The sequence below is a fragment of the Pimelobacter simplex genome (assembly GCF_900114845.1).
Lineage (GTDB): Bacteria > Actinomycetota > Actinomycetes > Propionibacteriales > Nocardioidaceae > Nocardioides > Nocardioides simplex.
Map to the genome: position 1 here is coordinate 347744 of NZ_FOUK01000002.1, position 22963 is coordinate 370706.

Consider the following 22963-nt stretch of genomic DNA (forward strand, 5'->3'; position numbering starts at 1 on the left):
CAGCTCGGGCCGGCCGGGCGCCGTCGCACCACCGGCGTCGGTCATCGCGGGCAGCGACGGAGCCAGAGCGCAGGGAGCGAGGCACGAGCGACCGGAGCGGCGGCTGCGAGCTTCCCGCGAGCCGACCGTCCGGTCGCCAGACCACCTCGACCGTCGCGGCGCTCGACCGCGGCGCGGCAGCGCGGCGCGAGGCCCGAGCGACGCGCTCGCGCCGTCAGGCGCCGCCCGGTCCGACCTGCGCGAGCAGCTCGGGCCGGCCGAACACCTCGGCCGCGACCTCGCGCACCTGCTCGAGGGTGACGCCCTCGATGCGCGCGATGACCTCGTCGATGCCGAGCACCTCGCCGTTGACGAGCTCGTTCTTGCCCAGGCGCATCATGCGGGAGCCGGAGTCCTCGAGACCGAGGATCATGCCGCCGACGAGCTGACCCTTGCCGCGGGCGAGCTCGTCGGCCGTGATGCCCTCGGCCGCGATGATCGCGAGCTGCTCGCGGACCACCGCCAGGACGTCGTCGGTGCGGTCCGGGAGGCAGCCGACGGCGACGCCGACCAAGCCGGAGTCGGCGTAGTGGGCGGCGAAGGAGTAGACCGAGTAGGCCAGGCCGCGGTGCTCGCGGACCTCCTGGAAGAGCCGGCTCGAGGTGCCGCCGCCGAGGGCGGTGTTGAGCACGCCGAGGGCGTAGCGGCGCTCGTCGTCGCGGGTCAGGCCCTCGCAGCCGAGGACCAGGTTGACCTGCTCGAAGGGGCGCGTGACGTGACCCTGGGCGGTGGCGATCCGCGGACGGCGGCGGGCGGCCGCCGCACGGGGCGCGACGGGGGCCGCGACGGTGTCGAGCCAGTCGTGGCGGGCGAACGCCTTCTTGACCGCCCGGACGACGGCCGCGTGGTCGACCGCGCCGGCCACCGAGATGACGGTGTTGGCCGGCACGTAGTGGCGTCGGTAGAAGCGCTTGATCTGCGCGGGCGTCATCGCCTCGATCGAGGCGTCGGTGCCGGCGATCGGGCGGCCCAGCGCGCTGTCCTCGCCCCAGGCCAGCGCGGCCAGGAGGTTCTGGACGACGTCGTCGGGGTCGTCGTCGTGCATGGCGATCTCGTCGAGGATGACGTCGCGCTCGGCGTCCACGTCAGGGGTGGCGATCACCGAGCCGGTGATCATGTCCCCCAGGACGTCGACCGCGAGCGGCAGGTCGTCGGAGAGCACCCGTGCGTGGAAGCACGTGTACTCCTTGGCGGTGAAGGCGTTGAACTCGCCGCCGACCGCGTCGAGCTCGATCGAGATGTCGAGTGCCGAGCGCTCCGTGGTCCCCTTGAACAGCAGGTGCTCGAGGAAGTGCGAGGCCCCGTGGGTCTTGGCCGTCTCGTCGCGCGAGCCGACCCCCACCCAGACGCCGACGGACGCGGAGCGAGCGCCGGCCATCTGCTCGGTGACGATCCGCAGGCCCGAGGCGAGCTGGGTGCGGCGGACCAGCGAGGTGACCTGACCGGTCTCGTCGCGGACGGTCTCCAGGGTGCGGGTGGAGGCCCGGGGAACGGCCGACGGCCGGCCAGCGGAACGCTGACCGGCCGTCGTGGTGCGGGTGGTGCTCACGCCTCGTCGGACTCCCCGGCCTCGGTCGCCTCAGCCGCGGCCTCGTCGGAGGCGGCCTCCTCGACCACGGGAACCAGCGAGAGCTTGCCGCGGTCGTCGATCTCGGCGATCTCGACCTGGAGCTTCTGGCCGACCGAGACGACGTCCTCGACGTTCTCGATCCGCTTGCCACCGGCCAGGGCGCGCAGCTTGGTGATGTGCAGCAGCCCGTCCTTGCCCGGCATCAGCGCGATGAAGGCACCGAAGTTGGTGATCTTCACGACCGTGCCGAGGTAGCGCTCGCCGACCTCGGGCATGGTCGGGTTGGCGATCGCGTTGATCGCCTGGCGGGCGGCCTCGGCGGCCTCGCCGTTGGTCGCGCCGATGTAGACGGTGCCGTCGTCCTCGATGGAGATCGAGGCGCCGGTGTCGTCCTGCAGCTGGTTGATGACCTTGCCCTTGGGCCCGATCACCTCGCCGATCTTGTCGACCGGCACCTTGACGGTGATGATCCGCGGAGCGTGGACCGACATCTCCTCGGGGCCGTCGATGGCCTCGCCCATGACCTCGAGGATCGCCAGCCGGGCGTCCTTGGCCTGGTTGAGGGCCTTCGCGAGGACCTCGGCCGGGATGCCGTCGAGCTTGGTGTCGAGCTGGAGCGCGGTGACGAACTCCTTGGTGCCGGCGACCTTGAAGTCCATGTCGCCGAAGGCGTCCTCGGCACCGAGGATGTCGGTCAGCGCGACGTACTCGAGCTTGCCGTCGATCTCACCGGAGATCAGGCCCATCGCGATACCGGCGACGGAGGCCTTGAGCGGGACGCCGGCCTGGAGGAGCGCCAGCGTGGACGCGCAGACCGAGCCCATCGAGGTCGAGCCGTTGGAGCCCATCGCCTCGGAGAGCTGACGGATCGCGTAGGGGAACTCCTCGCGGCTCGGCAGCACGGGCAGCAGCGCACGACGCGCCAGGGCGCCGTGGCCGACCTCGCGGCGCTTGGGCGAGCCCACGCGACCGGTCTCGCCGGTGGAGAACGGCGGGAAGATGTACTTGTGCATGTAGCGGCGGTGCGTCTCCGGGGAGAGCGTGTCGAGCTGCTGCTCCATCTTGAGCATGTCGAGGGTGGTGACGCCCAGGATCTGGGTCTCGCCACGCTCGAACAGCGCCGAGCCGTGCACGCGCGGGACGACGTCGACCTCGGCGTGCAGCGGACGGATGTCGGCCAGGCCGCGGCCGTCGATGCGGACCTTGTCGCGCAGCACGCGCTCGCGCACGACCTGCTTGTTGACCGAGCGGAAGGCCGCGCCGATCTCCTTCTCGCGACCCTCGAACTGGCCGGAGAGCTTCTCGAGCAGCTCGGCCTTGAGCTCGTCGGTGCGCGCCTCGCGCTCCTGCTTGTCGCCGATGGTCATCGCCTCGGCCAGGTCGGCCTTGGACGCGGCCTCGACGGCCTCGAAGACGTCGTCCTCGTAGTCGAGGAAGATCGGGAACTCCTGGACCGGCTTGGCGGCCACGTTGGCGAGCTCCTGCTGGGCCTCGACCAGCTGCTTGATGAACGGCTTGGCCGCGTCGAGACCGCTGGCGACGACCTCCTCGGTCGGCGCCTGGGCGCCCGAGGTGACCAGGCCCCACGACTGCTCGGTGGCCTCGGCCTCGACCATCATGATCGCGACGTCGCCGGTCTCGGTGACGCGGCCGGCGACGACCATGTCGAAGACGGCGTTCTCGAGCTGGCTGTGCGTCGGGAAGGCGACCCACTGACCCTCGATGAGGGCCACGCGGGTGGCGCCGACCGGGCCGGAGAACGGCAGGCCGGAGAGCTGGGTCGAGATGGACGCGGCGTTGATCGCGAGCACGTCGTACGGCGTGTCGGGGTTGAGCGCCATCACGGTGATGACGACCTGGACCTCGTTGCGCAGACCCTTCTTGAAGGTCGGGCGCAGCGGGCGGTCGATGAGGCGGCAGGTGAGGATGGCGTCCTCGCCGGGACGACCCTCGCTGCGGAAGAACGAGCCGGGGATCTTGCCCGCGGCGTACATCCGCTCCTCGACGTCGATCGTCAGGGGGAAGAAGTCGAAGTGGTCCTTGGGGTGCTTCCCGGCGGTGGTCGCCGAGAGCAGCATGGTGTCGTCGTCGAGGTAGGCGGTCACCGAACCGGCGGCCTGGCGGGCCAGCAGGCCCGTCTCGAACTTGACGGTGCGGGTGCCGAACTTTCCGTTGTCGAGAACGGTCTCGACGGCGGAGATGACGGGTTCAGTCAACGTTTGACTCTTTCGTTCGCGGTGCGATCCGCGACGCCCGCGTCGGTGATCGATCTTCGATCGAGGCATGCAGGACGCGACGGCCCTGAGTGCCACTACCGAGGATCGATGGCGTGGTTGACGCGGATCGCTCCAGTGGTTGCTGTCTTCAGTTGTGCTTCAAGGCTGAATGTAGCGAAGGGACCCACCGGAGTGGTGGATCCCTTCGCTTCGAGTCAGCGGCGCAGGCCGAGGCGCTCGACGATCGAGCGGTAGCGCTCGATCTCGGTCTTCTTCAGGTAGTTGAGAAGACGACGGCGCTGGCCGACGAGGAGCAGCAGGCCACGACGGCTGTGGTGGTCGTGCTTGTGCTGCTTGAGGTGCTCGGTCAGGTGGCTGATCCGGTGGCTCAGGAGCGCGATCTGGACCTCGGGCGAACCGGTGTCACCCTCGGTGGTGGCGTACTCCGCGATGATCTTCTTCTTGGTCTCAGCGTCGGTACCGACTGCCATGGGAACTCCTGGTTCGCTCGTTGCGCGGCGCCCCAGCCTGAAATCCTGGGGCTCTCTTTGTCCGCGGCCGTTCTGACGGCAACCGCACAAGGCTAACAGCGGGGGCCGCACGGGGCCGAATCCCTGTGCAACGATGCCAGCGTGGAGACACGGACCGGCGTGTGCAACCTGTGCGAGGCCACCTGCGGCCTGCTGCTGACCATCGAGCCGACCGCCGACGGCGAGCGGGTGAGCGGCGTCCGGGGCAACCCGGACGATCCTCTCTCACGCGGGCACATCTGCCCCAAGGGGGTTGCGATCGGCGACGTCCACGCCGACCCGGACCGGCTGCGCCGCCCGGTCCGGCGCGTGGGCGACACCTGGGTCGAGCTCGGGTGGGACGAGGCGCTCGACCTGGTGGCCGACCGGCTCGCCGCGACCGTCAACGAGCACGGCGAGGACGCGCTCGCGATCTACCTCGGCAACCCCAACGTGCACAGCCTGGGCTCGATGACCCACGGCGTGGCCCTGGCGCAGTCGTTCCGCACGCGCAACAAGTTCAGCGCGACGTCGGTCGACCAGCTCCCCCACCAGCTCGTCGGGTACCTCCTCTACGGCCACCAGCTGCTGCTGCCGGTCCCGGACATCGACCGGACGTCGTACTTCCTGGTGCTGGGGGCCAACCCGATGGCCTCCAACGGCTCGCTGATGACGGTCCCCGACTTCCCGGGACGGCTGCGCGAGCTGCACGCGCGCGGCGGGCGGATGGTCGTGCTCGACCCGCGCCGCACCGAGACGGCCAAGGTCGCCGACGAGCACCACTTCGTGCGGCCGGGCACCGACGCGTGGGTGCTGCTGGCGCTGCTGCAGGTGCTGTTCGCCGAGGGGCTGACCCGGCCGCCGGCGTACGCCGACGGGCTCGACGACGTCGAGCGTCTCGTCGCGGACGTCACCCCCGAGCTCGCCGAGCAGGCCAGCGGCGTGCCGGCGGGCGAGATCCGGCGGATCGCCCGGGAGCTCGCGGCGGCCGACGGGGCGGCGGCGTACGGGCGGATCGGCGTCTCGACCCAGGAGTTCGGGACCGTGTGCCAGTGGGCCGTGCAGATGATCAACCTGGTCACCGGCAACCTCGACCGCGAGGGCGGCGTCCTGCTGACGGAGCCGGCCATCGACGCGATCGGGCGCGGACTGATCGGGCGGGGACACCTCGACCGCTACCGCTCGCGGGTGCGCCAGGCACCGGAGTTCGGCGGCGAGCTGCCGGTGTCGGTGCTGCGCGAGGAGATCGAGACGCCCGGCGAGGGCCAGGTCCGCGCGCTGCTGACCGTGGCCGGCAACCCGGTGCTGTCGACGCCCGACGGCGCCGCGCTCGACCGCGCGATCCAGGGGCTCGACTTCTACGTGGCCGTCGACATCTACGTCAACGAGACCACCCAGCACGCCGACGTCATCCTGCCGCCGACCACGCTGCTCGAGCGCGACCACTACGACCTCGTCTTCCACCTGCTCGCGGTGCGCAACACGGCGCGCTTCACGCCCGCCGTGCTCGCGAAGGGACGCGACCAGCGCCACGACTGGGAGATCTTCCGCGACCTCTACCTGCGCGTCACCCGGCGCCGGCGCCGCAAGCCGCCGCTCAAGCGCCGTCTCGTCGCCGAGGCCCGGATGCGGATGAGCCCGACCTTCCTGATCGGCATGCTGCTGCGCACCGGCCGCTCGCAGACCACCCTGACCGAGCTGCGCCGGCACCCCGAGGGCGTCGACCTCGGCCCGCTCCGCGCCGGTCAGCTGCCCGGCCGGCTGCGCACGAGGACCGGCCGGATCGACGCGCTGCCCGCGATCGTGGCCGAGGACGTCGCCCGGCTGCGCGAGCGCGCACTCCCCCGCGACGGCGAGCTGCTGCTCATCGGCCGGCGCCACCAGCGCGACTGCAACTCGTGGATGCACAACACCGACCGCCTCACCCGCGGCAAGGCCCGCCACCAGCTCCTCATGCACCCCGCCGACCTCGCCTCCCGCGGGCTGAGCGACAGCGCGGTCGTCACCGTCCGCTCGCGGGTGGGCGAGGTGCGCGTCGAGGTGCGTGCCACCGACGACGTCATGCCCGGCGTCGTCTCGCTCCCCCACGGGTACGGCCACGGCCGCGCGGGCGCGCGCCTGGGGGTGGCGGCCGGCGTGGCCGGCGTCTCGATCAACGACCTGACCGACCCCGAGCGGCTCGACGTGTCGGGCAACGCGGCGCTGTCCGGCGTACCGGTGACGGTGTCGTAGTGGACCTCACCGTCCCACCGGGGCCGGGGCTCCCCGGCGGCCTCGTCGTCCCCGACAGCGAGCTGGTCGAGCGCTTCTCGCGCTCCCCCGGCCCCGGCGGCCAGTCGGTCAACACCACCGACACCCGCGTCGAGCTGGTCTGGGACCCGGCCGCCTCCACGGTGCTCGACGAGCGCCAGCGCGCCCGGCTGCTCGCGCGCACGTCCGGCCCGATCGCGGTCGTGGCCCACGAGCACCGCTCCCAGCACCGCAACCGCGGCGCGGCCCGCGAGCGCCTCGCGGCCCGCATCCGCGAGCTGCTCGCCCCACCACCTCCGCCGCGGCGTCCCACGAAGCCGACGCGGGGGTCGAAGGAGCGGCGGCTCGACGCGAAGCGGCAGCGTGGGCAGACCAAGCAGCTGCGCGGGCGGGTCGAGGACTGACCCCCCGCTACGGTGACGGCGTGACCGCGACTGCCTGGGACCGGCTCTTCCACGCCTACGGACCCGCCACCGACACCCCCGAGCACCTCGCCGCCCTCTCCGGCGGCGACGAGGACGAGATCGACGACGCGCTCGACCACCTCGACGGCGCGGTGCTGCACCAGGGCACGATCTGGACCGCGACGCCGGCCGCCGTGGCCGAGGTCGCCGCACGGCTCGCGGACCCGGCCGCGGCGGCGACGGCCCAGGCCGGGATGCTGCAGTGGCTGGGGTGGGCGATGGACGCCGCCCGGCAGTCCGACCCCGGCGCCGAGCCGGTGCCGGAGCCCGCCGAGGCAGACGTCGACGCCTTCCTGCGGGCCAGCGCGGCCGAGGACGAGGAGGCGTGGTCGAGCCCCGTCGTGGACCTGCTCATGAGGCGTGCCGTGGTCGACGTGCGGGCGCTCGCGCCGCAGGTCGCGGCGGCCGCGAGCCCGCTCCTCGACCACCCCACCCCCGACGTACGACGCGAGGCCGTCGCCGCCCTCGGTGCAGCCACGGCACTGCTCGGCGAGGGGGCGCAGGCGCCCGCGGTGAGCGCACTGACCGACCTGGTCGCCGCGTCAGCCGACCGCGACGAGAAGGCCGCCCGGGTGCTCGCCGTGCGCGACGGCGGCGGCGACACGAGCCCCTGGCTCACCGACCCCGACCCGGCGGTGCGGGCGTGCGCGGCGCTGGGCGAGCGGGGGCCGGCCGGCAGCGCCGAGCTGGTCGCGGCGCTGCGCGACCCGGCGGCGTGCGACGCGTGGTTCACCGAGCGGCCGCCCCAGCTCGGGCGGCACGTGCGGCTGGTGCTGCTCGGCGAGCTGCTGGAGCGCGAGGACGTGGGCCTCGACGAGATGCTCCCGGCGCTGACCGCGATGATCGCGGCCGGCGGCGCCTTCACGGTCGACTCCGACGTGGCGCCCATCCTGCGGCGGACCTTCCCCGAGGTGGTCTTCACGCCCGGGGTGCGCCCCGAGCCGGCGCCGGTGTGGAGCGCCGCGCAGTGCGCGGTCGTGGCCGCGCTCGTCGCCAACGAGGCCACCTGGGCGCCCGGCAACGGCAATGCCGTGCTTGCCCGGATGCAGGTGGGGCTCCCCGACGACCGGGCCGCCGCCGCGGCGCTCCTCGCCGAGCGGCAGCGCTAGCCCACCGTCACCGGGTGCCGCACCACCGCGTCGAAGAAGTACCCGTTGGGGTTCACCGCCGCGACGTCCGGCTGCGACCGCCCGTGCGCGTCGGTGGCCCGGGCGAGCAGCTCGTGCGCGCCCGCGGCGGGGCGGTGCCAGGTGTGGGTCCACTGCGTCCAGCCGCGGCCGCGGGCGGGGTGCAGCCGGGCCCGGGACCAGGTGGCGCCGCCGTCGGTGCTGACGTCGACCCGGGCGATGGGCGCGGCGCCCGACCAGGAGCGTCCGGTCAGGGTGACCCGGCGCCCGGCGGGGAGGCTCGCGGCCCAGGGCAGCTCCCAGGCGGAGCGGACCGGGTTGACGGTGAGGGGGCCGTCGACGTTGTACCAGCGGGTGTTCCAGGGCGAGGTGAGCTCGGTGGTGGCGACCTCGAGCGAGCCGAGCCACTTGACGCTGGCGATCCCGATCCAGCCCGGCAGCACGAGCCGCAGCGGGTAGCCGTGGTCGGGCAGCAGCGGCCGGCCGTTCGCGCCCCAGGCCAGCAGGGCGTCGTCGAGCGCCTTCGCGACCGGGAAGGGACGGCGCACCCGGCCGTGGTCGACGCCCTTGTCGACGTACGGCGCGTCGAGGCCGGTGGCCTGGATCGACACAGCGTCGGGGCGCAGTCCCGCCGCGGCGAGGACGTCGCGCAGCCGGACGCCCTGCCAGGTGACGGTGCCGACGGCGCCGAGCGTCCAGGGCGTCCCGGAGACCGTCGCGCGCTGCTGCGAGGCGAAGAAGCTGCGCCCGTTGCCGGTGCACTCGTGGACGGCGGTCACCTCGACGGTGCGGAACCGGCGCCGCAGCTCGCGCAGGTCGAAGGAGCGCCCGACCGGGTCGCGCAGGCCGTCGCCGAAGACGCGCAGGCGGTAGTCCGCCGGGTCGATCGTGGGCGTCGCCGTGTGGTTGCGCACGAACAGCCGCGCCTGGGGCGTGCGGTAGCGCTGCGGGTCGACGGACTCCCAGCGCATCTCGGCGTTGGTGCCGTAGTCGATGAACCAGGACGCCGGCAGCACCTTGCGGATCGCCGGGGCACCGGCGAGCGCGCGCTGGGTGAGAGGTCCGGCCTGGGCCGCGACGGCGGCGGCCAGGCCCGCCAGCGGCATCCCGAGCAGCGCGCGTCGGCGCAGAGCGTTCTCCGTCATGCCCTCGACGGTAACACGATTGACTTGGTTGACTTAGTGCTGTTTTCCGAGTGTCGTGCACAGCAGGTCGACGTACCGCTGCCGGTCGGCGCCGACGGCGACCGTGGTCCGCCCGCGCTTCTCGTCGACCTCCGCGGCGAACCGGGTCGCGCCGTACGTCGTGGGGTCGGCGCACTCGACCCGGACCGCAGCGCGCAGCGTCACCAGCAGGGTCGGGTCGATGACCGCGGCCACGGCGAGCGGGTCGTGCACGAGCGCACCGCGGTCGAGCCGCTCGGCGCACAGGTCGGCCGCCGCGCCGGCTCCCGCGGCGCGAAGGCGGGCGAGGTCGGCGTCGGTCAGCGCGGCCGACGCGGTCGCGTCGGCGGTCACCAGCCAGGTGTCGCGGAAGGGCGCGGCCAGCACGGTCGCGGCGGCCGCGGGATCGGTCCAGATGTTGCGCTCGGCGTGCGCCGTCACGCCCGCGGCGCGGTGCGCTCCCCCGAGCACGACCAGCCGGGCGACGGCACGTGTGATCGACCGGTCGGCGGCCAGCGCGGCGGCGACGTTGGTGAGCGGCCCGGTCGTGACGAGCGTGACCGGGGCCGGCGCCGCGCGCAGCAGGTCGCCGAGCCGCGCGGGACCGGCGTGCACCGTCACCGACCCGGTCAGCGCGCCGAGCGCGCGGGCCTGGTCGTCGTCCGCCGCGCACACCCCGAGCAGGTCGACGGCGGGGTGCGCCGCCGCGAGCAGGACGGCGACCGCGTCGTCGGTGTTGGCGTCGGCGTCGATGACGACGGGCGTGGTCACTCGACGACCTCGCCGTCGCGCAGCGACCGGTAGGCCACCCGGGCGCTGACCGCCCGCTCGAGCTCGCGGATCACCGTCGAGAAGAACTGCCGGCGGTAGAGCTCGTCGGTGACGGCGTAGACCGTGAAGTAGAGCCCGCTGAACGCCGCCAGGAACGTCGAGACCCGCAGCAGCTCGAGGCTCAGCCGGTCGCCGAACAGGTCGCCGAGCGGGCCGTCGAGCGGGTGCAGCGGGTGGGTCGTCCACAGGGTGATGACGTCGGGGTCCATCGCGACCAGGCCGAAGACGATGAAGAAGGCGAACACGGCCAGCGCCAGCAGCAGCACCTGCACCGCCTGCGCGACGAGCAGGACGAGGACCAGGTTGACCCGCTGCAGCCCGCTCACCTCGGCGTCGACGGAGCCCACCCGGTCGACCTGCGCGGCGATCCGGCGCGCGGCCGGCTCGAGCGGCGTCCCGGTGCAGGCGTCGACGAGCTGCTTGCCCTCGACCTCGTCGTCGACGCTGTCGAGCTCCTCGGGCAGCCGGGTGAGCAGGAAGCCGACGGCCATCGCCGCGAACAGCAGCACCGCGACCCACAGCACGCCGCCGTCGAGGCTCGCCGCGACCTGCCAGACCTCGGCGTTGATGAACAGGAAGGTGACGAAGAGCAGCAGCAGCGGCAGCGCCCGCGTCACCAGCGGGACCATCAGCCCCAGCGACCGGAAGGTGCGGCGCACCGCCCAGCCCACGATCAGCCACGCGCGGAGGGTCGCGACGGCGTACCCCGCGAGGACGACGCCCAGCGCGGTCAGGGCCGCCCCGAGCGCGGCCGCAGCGCCCAGCCACGGCCCGGTCAGCGCCCCGGCCAGCGCGCCCACGACGACGGCCACGGCGAGCACCGGCACCAGCCGGGCCCGGCTCAGCCCGCGGGCGACGGCGGCGCGGTAGTCGTCGACGAAGTACGGGAGCCCGTGGTCGACGAACCACCGCTCGGCGGCGGCGACGTCGGACCGCGAGCGGTCGGGCATCAGTCCGCGAGGATCGTGCGGGCCCGGGCGACGTCGTCGGCCATGGCGGTGAGCAGGTCGTCGACCGAGTCGAAGCGCACCATGCCGCGCAGCCGGTCGGCGAAGGCGACCTCGACCTCACGGCCGTAGAGGTCGAGGTCGGTCCGGTCGAGGACGTAGGACTCGACCCGGCTCTCCCGCTCCCCCGCGAACGTCGGGTTCGTGCCCACGCTGATCGCCGCCGGGTACGTCGTCCCGGCGTCGGGGCCGTCGAGCACGGTCAGCCGCCCCGCGTAGACGCCGTCGGCAGGCACGGCCGCGCCGGTCCGGACCGGCACGTTGGCCGTGGGGTAGCCGAGCTCGCGCCCGCGCTTGTCTCCCTCGACGACGACGCCGCGGGTGGTGAACGGGCGGCCCAGCGCCTCGGCGGCGCCGGCCACGTCACCGGCGGCCAGGCAGGTCCGGACGTAGGTCGAGGACCACACCTGCGGACCGCCGTCGAGGCTGACCTCCTCGAGGACGAAGTCGTGCTCGGCACCGGCGGCGCGCAGCAGGTTGCAGTCGCCGGCCGCGCGGTTGCCGAACCGGAAGTTCGCGCCCACCACGACCGCCTTGGCGTGCAGTGCGGCGAGCAGGATCCGGTCGATGAACTCCTGCGGGCTCCAGCCGGCGATCTCGCGGGAGAACGGGATGACCAGGACGTCGTCCACGCCGGCCTCGCCCAGCAGCCGCAGCCGCCCGTCGATCGTGGTCAGCGTCGGCGGGGCGTGCTCGGGCCGCAGCACCGCGATCGGGTGCGGGTCGAAGGTCACCGCCACCACGTGGTCGACGCCGACCTCGGCCGCGACCTCGCGGGCACGTCGTACCACGTGCTGGTGCCCCAGGTGCATGCCGTCGAAGTTGCCGATCGTCACCACCGTGCGGCCGAGATCGCTCGGCACCTCGGAGAAGTCGCGCCACACTCGCACGGCGGCAACTCTCCCACATCGGGCTCGCAGGTTCAGCGTCCGGGCAGCAGCGCGATCGTGGCGAGCACTGGCCGGTGGTCCGAGGCGTAGCCGTCGAGCGAGCGGTGCGTCACGAACCCGGCCCGGCCCGCGGCGAGCGACGGCTCGTCGAGCCAGACGTAGTCGATCCACCGCGTGTTGCGGCTCGGGCAGACGCCGGTGAGCCCCAGCACCTCGAACGAGCTGCGCGCCTTGCCCGCGAAGGTGTCGGTGATCCCGCCGCGCGGACGGGCCGCGAGGTCGTCGTGGTGGTCCCACTGGAAGTCCCCCGTCGCCAGCCGCACGCCGCCCGGCCGGCCGAGCAGGTCGGCGAGCCGACGGTAGTGCTGGCGGGCGGCGCGGGCGTTGACGTTGTCCCCCCAGCGGTCGCCCGTCTCGATGTGGTTCGGGACGTGGGTGTCGAGCAGCGTGACGACCCGTCCGGTGGCCCGGTGCCGCAGGGTGACCGCGGTCGCCCACTTCGGGCGGAACGGGTGGTCGGTGACGTCGCGCCCGGCACCCTCGGTCATCGGGTGCGCCGCGGTGGCGACGAGCGCCCAGCGCGACGTGCGCCAGCTGATCGGCACCTGGCGCTGCCCGTCGGCGGCGTCGAAGATCTCGGTGCGCCAGCCCGGGACGTCCCGCACCGCACGGGCGAAGGCGGCGGTGTCGGCCTCCTGCCAGCCGACCAGGTCGACGTCGTCGCGCCCCAGCAGGCGGCGGACGTCGGCCGCGATGCCCCGGGGGCGCCCGGTCCGGTCGACGTTGAAGCTCGCCACGGTCAGCCGGGCCACGGCGTCGTCGTAGGTGCGGACGGCGGGGCGCTCGCTCGCGCACGACGCCGCCCCCGACGACGGCTCGGGACCCGGCTCCCCCGCGCCCGCCGAGCACCCCGTCAGCACGACGAGGGCCAGCAGGACGCCGAGCCGCCGGCTCACCCGACGAAGACCGCCGCGGGCCGGGCCGCGGCGCCCTCGGGCTTGTAGAGCGCGAGGAACTCGCCGGCCGGGTCGAAGACACCGGTGAGCTCGTCGATCGCCAGCGCCAGGGGGCGGCCGTAGCGCACCGCCTGGGCCTGCTCCGCGTCGAGGTCGATCGCGGGGAACGAGCGGCGCGCGGCCTCGGCCAGGGGCAGCACCGCGACGTCGTCGAGGTCGGTGACGGCGCCGTCGAGCGTGAACTCGCCGACCGCGTGCCGGCGCAGCGCGGTGAGGTGGCCGCCCACGCCGAGCGCGGTGCCGAGGTCGCGGGCGATGGCGCGGATGTAGGTGCCGCTGGAGCAGCGCACCCGGATCTCGAGGTCGAGGAAGTCGCCCTCGCGGCGGAACCCGCCGGCCGTGATCTCGTGGATCGTCACCGGCCGGGCCTGGAGCTCGACCTCCTCTCCCGCGCGGGCGCGGGCGTAGGCGCGCTTGCCGTCGACCTTGATCGCCGACACGGTCGAGGGCACCTGGGAGATCTCACCCTCGAAGGCGGCGAGCGCGGTGCGGACGGCGTCCTCGGTGACGTGGGCCGTCGAGGTGGTCGCGGTGGGCTCGCCCTCGGCGTCGTCGGTGGTCGTCGCCTGCCCGAGCCGGACCGTCGCGGAGTAGGTCTTCTCGGTCAGCATGAGGTGCCCGAGCAGCCGGGTGGCGCGCTCGACGCCGAGCACCAGGACGCCGGTCGCCATCGGGTCGAGGGTGCCGGCGTGCCCGACCTTGCGGGTGCCGAGCGCGCGCCGCACCCGGGAGACGACGGCGTGCGACGTCATGCCACCGGGCTTGTCGACGACGACGAGCCCGGACGGCGCGCCGGACGACGTCACTCGGTGTCCTCGGCCTCTTCGTCGACGACCTCGCGCGGCTTCTTGTACGGGTCCGGCTCGCCGGCCGGCTGGGCGCCCTCGCGGGCCGCGGCGACGGCGGCGTCGGCCTCGCGCGCCTTGGCGAGGACCTCGTCGAGGTGCCGGGCGGCCTCGGGGACGTCGTCGAGCTCGAAGGCGAGCGTCGGGACGGTCCGCATGCCGAGCTGCTTGCCGACCTCGGAGCGGAGCATCCCCCGGGCCGACTCGAGCGCCTGGGCGGTGGCCGCCTGGTCGGCGTCCTCGCCGAGCACGGTGTAGTAGATGGTGGCGTTCTGGGCGTCACCGGTCATCCGGACCTCGGTGACGGTCACGAACCCCAGCCGGGGGTCCTTGACGCGCCGCTCGAGCATCTCGGCGACGATCACCTGGATCCGGTCGGCGATCTTGCGTACGCGCGGGCTGGCCATGGTCTGATTCCTATCAGTTCGAACGGCTGTGCCGCCCGTCCCGGGGTCGGGACGGACGGCACAGCACGGGTGGAGCGTCAGCGCCTCAGGAGCGCGGGATCTCCCGCATCTCGAAGGCCTCGACGATGTCGCCCTCCTTGATGTCCTGGAAGTTCCGGAGCACGAGACCGCACTCGAAGCCTTCCCGCACCTCGGCGGCGTCGTCCTTCTCGCGCTTGAGCGAGGCCAGGTCGAGGTTGTCGGCCACCACGGCGCCGTCGCGGAGGACCCGCACCTTGGCGTTGCGGCGGATGACCCCGTCGATGACCATGCAGCCGGCGATGTTGCCGAGCTTGGACGAGCGGAAGATCGCACGGATCTCCGCCTGGCCGAGCGCGTGCTCCTCGAACTCCGGCTTGAGCATGCCCTTGAGCGCCGCCTCGATCTCCTCGATCGCCTGGTAGATGACCGAGTAGTAGCGGATCTCGACGCCCTCCTTCTCCGCCATCTGGCCCGCCTTGCCCTGGGGCCGGACGTTGAAGCCGATGATGATGGCGTCGGAGGCGGCGGCCAGGTCGACGTTGGTCTCGGTGATCGCACCGACACCGCGGTCGATGACCCGCAGGCTGACCTCGTCGCCGACGTCGATCTGCGCGAGGGCGTCCTCGAGGGCCTCGACCGAACCGGACACGTCGCCCTTGAGGATGAGGTTGAGCTCCTGGCTCTCGCCCTTCTCCATGGAGGCCATGAAGTCCTCGAGCGTACGACGCACGCGGCGCTTGGCCTGCATGGCCGCCCGCTCGCGGGCCTCACGCTTCTCGGCGATCTGGCGCGCCATCCGGTCGTCCTCGACCACGATGAAGTTCTGGCCGGCGCCCGGGACGGACGAGAGGCCGAGCACCATCGCGGGCCGGGCCGGGTCGGCCTCGGTCAGCTCGTTGCCGTGCTCGTCGAGCATCGCGCGGACCCGGCCGTGGGCCGGACCGGCGACGATCGAGTCGCCGACCTTGAGCGTGCCGCGCTGGACGAGGATGGTCGCCACCGGGCCGCGACCGCGGTCGAGGTGCGCCTCGACCACGAGACCCTGGGCGTCCTGCGTCGGGTTGGCCCGCAGGTCGAGCGACGCGTCGGCGGTCAGCACGATCGCCTCGAGCAGCTTGTCGAGGTGGAGACCGGCCTTGGCCGAGACGTCGACGAACATCGCGTCGCCGCCGTACTCCTCGGGCACCAGGCCGTACTCGGAGAGCTGGCCGCGGACCTTCGTCGGGTCGGCCGTCTCCTTGTCGATCTTGTTGACCGCGACCACGATCGGCACGCCGGCCGCCTTGGCGTGGTTGAGCGCCTCGACCGTCTGCGGCATGACGCCGTCGTCGGCCGCGACCACCAGGACGGCGATGTCGGTCGCCTGGGCACCACGGGCACGCATGGCGGTGAACGCCTCGTGACCCGGGGTGTCGATGAAGGTGATCCGGCGGTCGTTGCCGTCGACCTCGGTGTGGACCTGGTAGGCACCGATGTGCTGGGTGATGCCACCGGCCTCGCCCTCGACGACATTGGCGTTGCGCAGCGCGTCGAGGAGGCGGGTCTTTCCGTGGTCGACGTGACCCATGACGGTCACGACGGGCGGACGGACGACCAGGTCGTCCTCGCCGCCCTCGTCGGCACCGAACTCGATGTCGAACGACTCGAGCAGCTCGCGGTCCTCGTCCTCCGGGGAGACGACCTCGACGACGTAGTTGAGCTCGTCACCGAGCAGCTCCAGCGTCTCGTCGCCCACCGACTGGGTGGCCGTGACCATCTCGCCGAGGTGGAAGAGCATCTGCACGAGCGAGGCCGCGTCGACGCCGATCTTCTCGGCGAAGTCGGTCAGCGAGGAGCCGCGGGCGAGACGGATCGTCTCGCCGTTGCCCTTGCGGACCCGCATGCCGCCGATCGTCGGGGCCTCCATGGCCTCGAACTCCTGGCGACGCGCCCGCTTGGACTTGCGGCCACGACGAGCCGGACCGCCGGGGCGCCCGAAGGCACCCTGGGTCTGGCCACGCTGACCGGGCCGGCCACCGCCACCGGGACGACCGCCGCCACCGGGGCCGAAGCCACCGGGACCACGGCCGGGAGCACCGGCACCGGCACCCGCGCCACCACGGCCCGGAGCACCTGCGCGACCGGGACCGCCGGGACGACCCGGACCACCCGCGCCGCCGCCGGGACGACCCGGACCACGACCGCCGGGACCCTGGCCGAAGGCGGCCGGGGACTTGGGCATCATCGCCGGGTTGGGACGCGGCATGCCCGGGCGGGCACCGCCGCCACCACCGGCACCGGCGGGGGGACGCGGTCCGGCGGGACCGGCCTCACCCTCGCGCGGCGGCGGGGACGGACGACGTCCCATGCCCTGGCTGGGCGCGAACGGGTTGTTGCCCGGGCGCGGCGTGCCGCCGGGCTTGCCGACCGGACGCGGGGCCGGAGCCTTGGGCGTCGGGGGCTTGGGACCCGGGGTGGCCGGCTTGGCCGGAGCCTCGGGCGCCGCCGCGGCAGCGGCCGGCTGCTCGGGCTCGGCCGGGGCGACCGGCTCGGGCTCGGGCTCCGGCGTCTTGGCCGGACCGGGGCGCGGGCCCGGTCGCGGACCGGGCGCGGGCGTGGCGGGCTTGGCCGCGGGGGCAGCCTCGGCCGGAGCCGGGGCGGCCGGAGCGGCCGGGGCCTCGACCGGCGCCTCGGCAGCGGGCGCCTCCGGAGCGGGGGCGGCCGCGGCCTTCTTGGCCGGAGCGGGCTTGGGGGCGGCGGGCTTGGCCGACGCCTCGGCGCCGGGCTTCATCTTCGAGAGAAGCTCCGTGCCGTAGGTGTCCTCGAACTTCTTGACAGCAGGAAGCTCGATGCTCGAGGACGCAGTCTTGGCGAACTCGCCGATGTCATTGAGCATCTTGAGCGCGTCGGCGCTCTTGATGCCGTACTTCTTTGCGAGTTCGGAAACTCGGGTCTTGGCCACTTTTCTCCTCATGGCCCAAGACCCGGGTGGATCTCAGACCGTCGATGGGTGGTGCTGCAGAACGAACTGGCTCATCGCGAGGTACTCATCGAGTGCTCATGAGCTGTTGCTCCAGTCTCTGTTGACGGGTTCGGTCGGATCGATCAGCGAGGCGACGTACTCCCCCACCGGCGCACTGGAAAGCCCACCCGCGCCCGGCGTGAGCCGGAGCGCACGGGAGAAGGCCTTCCGCCGCACCGCGAGGTCGTAGCAACCGGTGGTGGGGTGCAGGTGCGCTCCACGCCCCGGTGCGGTGCCGTCAGGATCGGGGACGACGGCCGGGCGGCCATCGGGACCCGAGCCGGCGGTCACCCGCAACAACTCGCGTTTGGCGGCCCGCTGCCGGCATCCGATGCAGGTCCGGACGGGCTCCCCGAGGGGAAGGTCGTCAGGGCGTGCAGGGGAATTCATTCGGCGTGCCACCGAGGGTCGACTCTACCGCCCTGGCGGTGCAGATCACGAACCGGCACCCCTTCGGCGGGCGACCTCGGTCACACCGGAACCGCGTTCACGCGCACAGGAAGGGCTCCGCCGCCTTCTCGTACGTCGCCAGCACCGTCCCGTCGCCGTCGGTGTAGGTGAGCACCCCGTCGGCGCCGAGGGTGGCGTAGCCGTAGACCCCGCCGCCGCCCGGCGGGATCGGCCAGCCCGCCGGTGGCCGGTCGCCGCCGTCGTAGCCGGGTCCGTCGTCGGTGCGCTGCCAGCTCTGCTCGCCGAACCAGATCGGGTCGATCCCGCAGTGGGTGGACAGCGGAGCGGCGTAGCGGGTGCCGACCTCGGGCCGCTCGCCGTCGGCGAGCCGGACCAGGTCGACGGTCCGCGGCCGGTCCAGGGCAGGCGCGTCGGCCAGCGGGACGCCGGCCGGCCAGGTGTCGACGAGCACCCCCTTCTCACCCGCACGCAGCACGAGCAGCCGGCCGTCGGCGGTCGCGGCGGCCGCGGCGACGTCCGTCGGCCCGGCGACCGCGCGCCAGTGCTCGCCGTCCTCGCTGAGCGCGAGCCGCGGGCCCGGCCCGGCGCCGGCGCGGCACTGGTCGAGGTCGGCGTAGCAGACCTCGGGCCGGTTCCAGTCGACGCCGTCGTCGGCCGGCGAGCGGACGGTCAGCAGGCGGCTGCCGGCCTGCCACAGCCAGACCGGCTCGTCGCTCTCGAAGGGGACCGCGAGGCCGCGGTTGATCCGCCAGCTCCGCCCGCCGTCGTCCGAGAGGAGGGTCGGGTGGCTCAGCCCGCTCACCGCGGCGAGCACCCGGTCGCCGTCGGCGATCGGGCGCTCGATGCCGTCGGCGCGGGCGACGAGCGGGTCGTCGACCACCGTCCAGCTGGCGCCGTGGTCGGCGGAGCGCCAGAGCCGCACCGACCGGCCCGCCCGGCCGGTCGCGAGCAGCGCGCCGCCGGCGACCGGCACCAGCCCGCTGACCGACGACTCGCTCCGGTAGCCGCGGTAGGCGGGCACCCCGGGCAGGGCGACCTCGGTGAACGCGCGACCGTCGTCGCTGCGCCAGGCCAGTGCCGAGAAGCCGCCCATGCTCGGGTCCGCGGCGTGGCGGCGCACGCCGACCGCGACGACTCCGTCGGCGGTCGCGACCAGCGCGGAGAGCTCGGCCCGGTCGGTGACGCCGGTGGTGGGCTCGACCGTCCAGGTGAGACCGTCGGCGCTGCGCAGCGCGCGGACGACGTAGTCGTCACCGCCGGTGGCGACCGTGTACCAGCTGCCGTCGGCGAGCCGCACGGGCGTCAGCACGTCGAAGAAGCCGTCGAGGCCGGTCGCGAACGGCGTGCCGGCCGCGAAGGGCGCGCCGTCGCGGGAGACGTGGGGCTGGACCCGGCCGTGCTCGGAGACGAGCAGCACGAGCGCGTCGTCGCCGTCGGTCACCAGGCGCGGGGACTGGTCGGCGCCGACCGGTCCGGCCAGCCGCTGGCCGGACCACTCCCCCTGCGCGTCGGCGGGCGGGGCCGGTCGGTCACCGCACCCGCTCGCGACCAGGACGAGCGCGAGCAGGGCGGCGCCGAGCGGCAGGGTGCGACTCATGACGGAGTGACGGCCCGGACGGGCCGCCGGTTCCGTCGTCGGTCAGTCGGCCGACTCCTCGTCGGAGTGGATGTCGATCCGCCAGCCGGTCAGCCGGGCGGCGAGGCGGGCGTTCTGGCCCTCCTTGCCGATCGCCAGCGACAGCTGGAAGTCGGGGACGACCACGCGCGCCGACTTGGCCGCGGCGTCGACGACGGTCACCGACTGCACCTGGGCCGGCGACAGCGCGTGGGCGACCAGCGCCGCCGGGTCGTCGGACCAGTCGACGATGTCGATCTTCTCGCCGTGCAGCTCGGACATCACGTTGCGGACCCGCTGGCCCATCGGGCCGATGCAGGCGCCCTTGGGGTTGACGCCGGAGACGGTCGAGCGGACCGCGATCTTGGTGCGGTGGCCGGCCTCGCGGGCGATCGCCGAGATCTCGACGGTGCCGTCGGCGATCTCGGGGACCTCGAGCGCGAAGAGCTTCTTGACCAGGTTCGGGTGCGAGCGCGAGAGCGTGATCTGGGGACCGCGCATGCCCTTGCGGACCGAGATCACCAGGCACTTGATGCGCGTGCCGTGGCTGTAGTCCTCGCCGGGCACCCGCTCGCTGGCGGGGAGCTGGGCCTCGATCTTGCCGAGGTCGACGAGCACGTCGTCGGGGTTGCGACCCTGCTGGATCACGCCCGAGATGATGTCGCCCTCCTTGCCGGAGAACTCGCCGAACTTGATCTCGTCCTCGGCGTCGCGCAGCCGCTGCAGCATGATCTGCTTGGCCGTCGTGGCCGCGATCCGGCCGAAGCCGTCAGGGGTGTCGTCGAACTCGCCGACCTTGTTGCCCTCGTCGTCGAGCTCGGCGGCCAGCACGCTGACGTGCCCGGTCTTGCGGTTGAGCTCGACCCGCGCCTGCGCGACCGAGCCCTCGGTCTTGTGGTACGCGGTGAGCAGAGCCTGCTCGATCGCCTCGACGAGGACGTCGAACTTGATCTCCTTCTCGCGCTCCAGCGTCCGGAGGATGCTGAGGTCGATGTCCATCAGTCGGCGTCCTTCTCTTTGCGGTTGAACTCGATCTGCACCAGTGCCTTGCGCACCTCGCCGTACGGGACCCGGAGCTCGCTGCCGGCGACGTCGAGGGTGACGCCGTCGTCGTCGCTGGCCCCGATCCGGCCGACCAGCTCGGACGACTCCTCGCCCTCGGCCCGGGTCAGCTTGACCAGGCGGCCCTCGTTGCGCCGCCAGTGGCGGGGCAGGGTCAGCGGCCGGTCGACCCCGCGCGAGGTGACCTCGAGCGTGTAGGGCTGCTGTCCCATCGCCGTGCTGCCGCCGTCGGGACCGTCGTCCTCGAGGACCTGGTCGATGACCTTCGTGGCCGCGGCCACGTCGTCCAGCGTCAGGCCGCCGTCGGTGTCGACGGCGACGCGCAGGACGCGGCGCTTGCCCGCGGGGGTCAGCTCGACCGCCTCGACGTCGAGGCCCAGTGCGGCCAGCGGCGCGGCGAGGACCTGCTCGATCCGCTCTGCAGTCGCTCCCTGAGCGGAATGAGTACCCATGGGAGTCCTCCCCGTGTCCTGTTGTGGCTGTGCGGAGGCCACGATACCCGCCGGGTAGGGTCACCGCGTGCCCGCCAGCCCCCCTCCCGTCTCCCGACGGCTCGTCGTCGCCGGCGGCCTCGGCGGCGCGGCCCTGGCGCTGAGCGGGTGCGACGCCCTCGACGACGTCCTCGGACGCAACGACGACCCGGGCGTGTCGGGCGCCGCCTCGGGCACGGTCACCCCGACCGCCCCCGCCGCGGACGCCGACAGCACCCTCGTCGACACCGTCGTCGCCGCGATCTCGGGTACGAGCGCACTGGTGGCCGCCACCGGGACGGCCGTCCCCGGGCTCGCCAAGATCACCGCGTCGCTGACCCGCCTGCACACCGCGCACGCCACCGAGCTGGGCGGCACGCTCAGCACCACCCCGCCGGCCACCCCGGTCACCGGCCCCCGGGCCGCGGCGCTGCGCCGGCTGCTGCGCGCCGAGGCCGACCTCCAGGAGCGGCTCGTCGCCGCGGCCGGCCAGGCCCACAGCGGCGCGCTCGCCCAGCTCTTCGCCGCCATGGCCGCGGCGCTCGCCCAGCAGCGGGCGGTGCTCGGATGAGCACCCCGACGCCCACGCCCACGCCGACGTCGTCCTCCGCGCCGGACCCGACGAGCGCCGCGCTCCAGCAGACCCTCGCTGCCGAGCACGCCGCCGTCTTCGTGTACGGCGCCCTCGGCGGGCAGACCTCGCAGTCGCGCACCCCGGCGCTCTACGCCGCCGTCACCGCGGCCTACACGGTGCACCGCACCCGGCGCGACGAGCTCACCGCCCGGATCCGCGCCGCCGGCGCCGAGCCGGTCGCCGCCGAGCCGGGCTACCAGCTGCCGGCCGACCTCGGCTCGACCGCCGCCGTCACCGCCCGCGGTCGCTCCCTCGAGGAGGCTGCCGCCGCGACGTACGCCTATCTCGTCGCCAGCTCGACCGGCGAGACCCGCGGCTGGGCGGTCGCCGCGCTCATCGACGCGGCCGTGCGGGGCCTGGGCTTCGGCGCGGCGCCGGACCGGCTGCCCGGCCTCTGAGCCGCCGCCACCACGGACCGGCGAGGAGCGGCGAGGACCGGCGCCAAAAAGACCAACGGTCCGCGACCTCGACATCCGGGGAACTCCCGAGACGTCCCCCGAAGCCGGGGTCGCGAACCATTGGTGACCGGGGACAACGGTCATCAGGTGCAGGGAGAGGTGGGGCTCACCAGCACCTGTGCACAATCATGCAACAGAACGCGTCCGCCGTGTGCCAACCGCGATCCTCATAAATGTGCAGTGCACAAACCTGCAGCCGCGACATGCTGTCGCGCGAACCGCCCGCGGGGGCACTCAGCGCCAGGGCGCGAGCAGCTCCGGGAGGTCGGCGAGGCGGTGCGCGACGGCGTCCGGCTCGCCCTCGGTGTGGCCGACCTGGTCGGCCGGGATGGCGCTGTGGGGGATGTGGATCGCCCGCAGCCCGGCGTTCTGGGCGCCCCAGACGTCGTCGAAGAGGCGGTCGCCCACGTAGACGCAGCGGGCCGGGTCGGTGGCGCCCACGGCGTCCATGGCGGCCTGGAAGGCGTGGGGCGAGGGCTTCGTCCACGGGACCTCGCTCGTGTAGACGTCGCCGTCGACCAGGTCGAGGACGCCGTCGCGCGCGAAGAAGCCGCGGTGCCACTCCCGCGGCCAGATCGTGTTGGACAGGACGCCGACCTTGATCCCCTCGCCGCGCAGCCACTCCCACAGCGGCCGCACCTCGGGGTCGGTCAGCGTGTGCGCCTCCCAGAAGGCGTAGTAGGCGTCGAGCAGGTCGGCGTCGTGCTCCAGCCCGGCGGCCGTGAAGAGGTCGGCGATGGTCGCCGACTGCTGGTGGTCGCGGCTGCGCCCCCAGATCACGCTGCCGGCCTCGTGGAGGCGGGTGGCGAAGGCGTGGTGGTCGTCGGAGGTGTCCGGGGTGGTCAGCACCGCCTGCGCCAGCGCGAGCGACTCCGCGTGGAAGTCGATGTCGTGCCAGGCGGTCAGCGTGCCGCCCCAGTCGAAGATGACCGCGTCGACCGCCACCGCCCGGCCCCC

Annotated in this window: 21 protein-coding genes; 5 read left to right on the forward strand and 16 right to left on the reverse strand. The window is 73.7% G+C overall.

Features of this window, described 5'->3' with window-relative positions:
• Positions 1-214 precede the first annotated feature (214 nt).
• The 3 genes from BM223_RS09285 to rpsO form a co-directional block, all read right to left on the reverse strand.
• The gene (locus tag BM223_RS09285) at positions 215-1588 is read right to left on the reverse strand and encodes a M16 family metallopeptidase (protein ID WP_038678205.1); all 1374 of its coding nucleotides are present in this window, start codon (positions 1586-1588) and stop codon (positions 215-217) included.
• Positions 1585-3825: a polyribonucleotide nucleotidyltransferase gene (locus BM223_RS09290; RefSeq protein ID WP_038678204.1), complete on the reverse strand. Its 2241-nt coding sequence runs from the start codon at positions 3823-3825 to the stop codon at positions 1585-1587. The genes BM223_RS09285 and BM223_RS09290 overlap by 4 nt, the downstream gene beginning before the upstream one ends.
• Before the next feature lie 215 nt (positions 3826-4040).
• Positions 4041-4316: a 30S ribosomal protein S15 gene (gene rpsO / locus BM223_RS09295; protein ID WP_036542197.1), complete on the reverse strand. Its 276-nt coding sequence runs from the start codon at positions 4314-4316 to the stop codon at positions 4041-4043.
• Positions 4317-4457: 141 nt separating this feature from the next.
• Here rpsO and BM223_RS09300 point away from each other — a divergent pair, with 141 nt between their 5' ends.
• The 3 genes from BM223_RS09300 to BM223_RS09310 are packed head-to-tail and all read left to right on the forward strand — an operon-like array spanning position 4458 to position 8157.
• Positions 4458-6566 (forward strand): molybdopterin-dependent oxidoreductase, encoded by a 2109-nt coding sequence (locus BM223_RS09300; protein WP_038678201.1) that lies wholly within the window; start codon positions 4458-4460, stop codon positions 6564-6566.
• Entirely contained in the window at positions 6566-6988 is a 423-nt protein-coding gene (arfB, locus tag BM223_RS09305) for an alternative ribosome rescue aminoacyl-tRNA hydrolase ArfB (protein ID WP_038678200.1), read from the forward strand. The genes BM223_RS09300 and arfB overlap by 1 nt, the downstream gene beginning before the upstream one ends.
• Positions 6989-7008: 20 nt before the next feature.
• Positions 7009-8157 (forward strand): hypothetical protein, encoded by a 1149-nt coding sequence (locus BM223_RS09310; RefSeq protein ID WP_052138473.1) that lies wholly within the window; start codon positions 7009-7011, stop codon positions 8155-8157.
• Here the strand turns inward: BM223_RS09310 and BM223_RS09315 are convergent.
• The 12 genes from BM223_RS09315 to rimP all read right to left on the reverse strand — a co-directional run bounded on the left by BM223_RS09315 (position 8154) and on the right by rimP (position 20896).
• On the reverse strand, positions 8154-9320 hold the full coding sequence (locus BM223_RS09315; protein WP_038678198.1) for a sulfite oxidase: 1167 nt from the start codon (positions 9318-9320) through the stop codon (positions 8154-8156). The genes BM223_RS09310 and BM223_RS09315 overlap by 4 nt on opposite strands.
• 33 nt (positions 9321-9353) lie before the next feature.
• Entirely contained in the window at positions 9354-10109 is a 756-nt protein-coding gene (locus BM223_RS09320; RefSeq protein ID WP_038678196.1) for a nucleoside hydrolase, read from the reverse strand.
• On the reverse strand, positions 10106-11119 hold the full coding sequence (locus BM223_RS09325; RefSeq protein ID WP_038678194.1) for a hypothetical protein: 1014 nt from the start codon (positions 11117-11119) through the stop codon (positions 10106-10108). Before BM223_RS09325 ends, BM223_RS09320 begins: the two co-directional genes overlap by 4 nt.
• Positions 11119-12066, reverse strand: coding sequence for a bifunctional riboflavin kinase/FAD synthetase (locus BM223_RS09330; RefSeq protein ID WP_038678192.1), 948 nt, complete (start codon positions 12064-12066; stop codon positions 11119-11121). The genes BM223_RS09325 and BM223_RS09330 overlap by 1 nt, the downstream gene beginning before the upstream one ends.
• 32 nt (positions 12067-12098) lie before the next feature.
• A complete protein-coding gene (locus BM223_RS09335; RefSeq protein WP_038678190.1) occupies positions 12099-13022 on the reverse strand; it encodes an exonuclease/endonuclease/phosphatase family protein in 924 nt (307 codons plus the stop codon).
• On the reverse strand, positions 13019-13888 hold the full coding sequence (gene truB, locus BM223_RS09340; protein ID WP_038678188.1) for a tRNA pseudouridine(55) synthase TruB: 870 nt from the start codon (positions 13886-13888) through the stop codon (positions 13019-13021). Before truB ends, BM223_RS09335 begins: the two co-directional genes overlap by 4 nt.
• Positions 13885-14334: a 30S ribosome-binding factor RbfA gene (gene rbfA / locus BM223_RS09345; RefSeq protein ID WP_038678185.1), complete on the reverse strand. Its 450-nt coding sequence runs from the start codon at positions 14332-14334 to the stop codon at positions 13885-13887. Before rbfA ends, truB begins: the two co-directional genes overlap by 4 nt.
• Before the next feature lie 85 nt (positions 14335-14419).
• Positions 14420-17296 carry a translation initiation factor IF-2 gene (gene infB, locus BM223_RS09350; RefSeq protein ID WP_038678184.1) on the reverse strand — a complete coding sequence of 959 codons (2877 nt, stop codon included), beginning with the start codon at positions 17294-17296 and terminating at the stop codon, positions 14420-14422.
• A 96-nt stretch (positions 17297-17392) separates the two neighbouring features.
• Complete coding sequence (locus tag BM223_RS09355) at positions 17393-17746, reverse strand: YlxR family protein (RefSeq protein WP_075018547.1); 354 nt, start codon at positions 17744-17746, stop codon at positions 17393-17395.
• A 97-nt stretch (positions 17747-17843) separates the two neighbouring features.
• Entirely contained in the window at positions 17844-19364 is a 1521-nt protein-coding gene (locus tag BM223_RS09360; RefSeq protein ID WP_038678182.1) for a beta propeller repeat protein, read from the reverse strand.
• A gap of 42 nt (positions 19365-19406) precedes the next feature.
• Complete coding sequence (nusA, locus tag BM223_RS09365; protein WP_038678180.1) at positions 19407-20381, reverse strand: transcription termination factor NusA; 975 nt, start codon at positions 20379-20381, stop codon at positions 19407-19409.
• On the reverse strand, positions 20381-20896 hold the full coding sequence (gene rimP / locus BM223_RS09370; protein ID WP_038678179.1) for a ribosome maturation factor RimP: 516 nt from the start codon (positions 20894-20896) through the stop codon (positions 20381-20383). The genes nusA and rimP overlap by 1 nt, the downstream gene beginning before the upstream one ends.
• A gap of 67 nt (positions 20897-20963) precedes the next feature.
• On the opposite strand from rimP, the gene BM223_RS28875 reads away from it, so the two are divergent.
• Both BM223_RS28875 and BM223_RS28880 read left to right on the forward strand, forming a co-directional pair.
• Positions 20964-21485, forward strand: a complete 522-nt coding sequence (locus tag BM223_RS28875) for a hypothetical protein (RefSeq protein ID WP_038678177.1) — start codon at positions 20964-20966, stop codon at positions 21483-21485.
• The gene (locus BM223_RS28880) at positions 21482-21946 is read left to right on the forward strand and encodes a DUF4439 domain-containing protein (protein ID WP_052138472.1); all 465 of its coding nucleotides are present in this window, start codon (positions 21482-21484) and stop codon (positions 21944-21946) included. Before BM223_RS28875 ends, BM223_RS28880 begins: the two co-directional genes overlap by 4 nt.
• Positions 21947-22240: 294 nt before the next feature.
• Here BM223_RS28880 and BM223_RS09385 read toward each other — a convergent pair whose 3' ends face one another.
• Positions 22241-22951, reverse strand: coding sequence for an HAD family hydrolase (locus tag BM223_RS09385; protein WP_052138471.1), 711 nt, complete (start codon positions 22949-22951; stop codon positions 22241-22243).
• Between the last annotated feature and the right edge of the window lie 12 nt (positions 22952-22963).

Coding starts and splice junctions, on each gene's coding strand:
- nusA (WP_038678180.1), bottom strand. CDS start 20,381: ATGGACATCGACCTCAGCATCCTCCGGACGCTGGAGCGCGAGAAGGAG.
- rimP (WP_038678179.1), bottom strand. CDS start 20,896: ATGGGTACTCATTCCGCTCAGGGAGCGACTGCAGAGCGGATCGAGCAG.
- BM223_RS28880 (WP_052138472.1), top strand. CDS start 21,482: ATGAGCACCCCGACGCCCACGCCCACGCCGACGTCGTCCTCCGCGCCG.
- BM223_RS09355 (WP_075018547.1), bottom strand. CDS start 17,746: ATGAATTCCCCTGCACGCCCTGACGACCTTCCCCTCGGGGAGCCCGTC.
- rbfA (WP_038678185.1), bottom strand. CDS start 14,334: ATGGCCAGCCCGCGCGTACGCAAGATCGCCGACCGGATCCAGGTGATC.
- BM223_RS09360 (WP_038678182.1), bottom strand. CDS start 19,364: ATGAGTCGCACCCTGCCGCTCGGCGCCGCCCTGCTCGCGCTCGTCCTG.
- BM223_RS09315 (WP_038678198.1), bottom strand. CDS start 9,320: ATGACGGAGAACGCTCTGCGCCGACGCGCGCTGCTCGGGATGCCGCTG.
- rpsO (WP_036542197.1), bottom strand. CDS start 4,316: ATGGCAGTCGGTACCGACGCTGAGACCAAGAAGAAGATCATCGCGGAG.
- BM223_RS09325 (WP_038678194.1), bottom strand. CDS start 11,119: ATGCCCGACCGCTCGCGGTCCGACGTCGCCGCCGCCGAGCGGTGGTTC.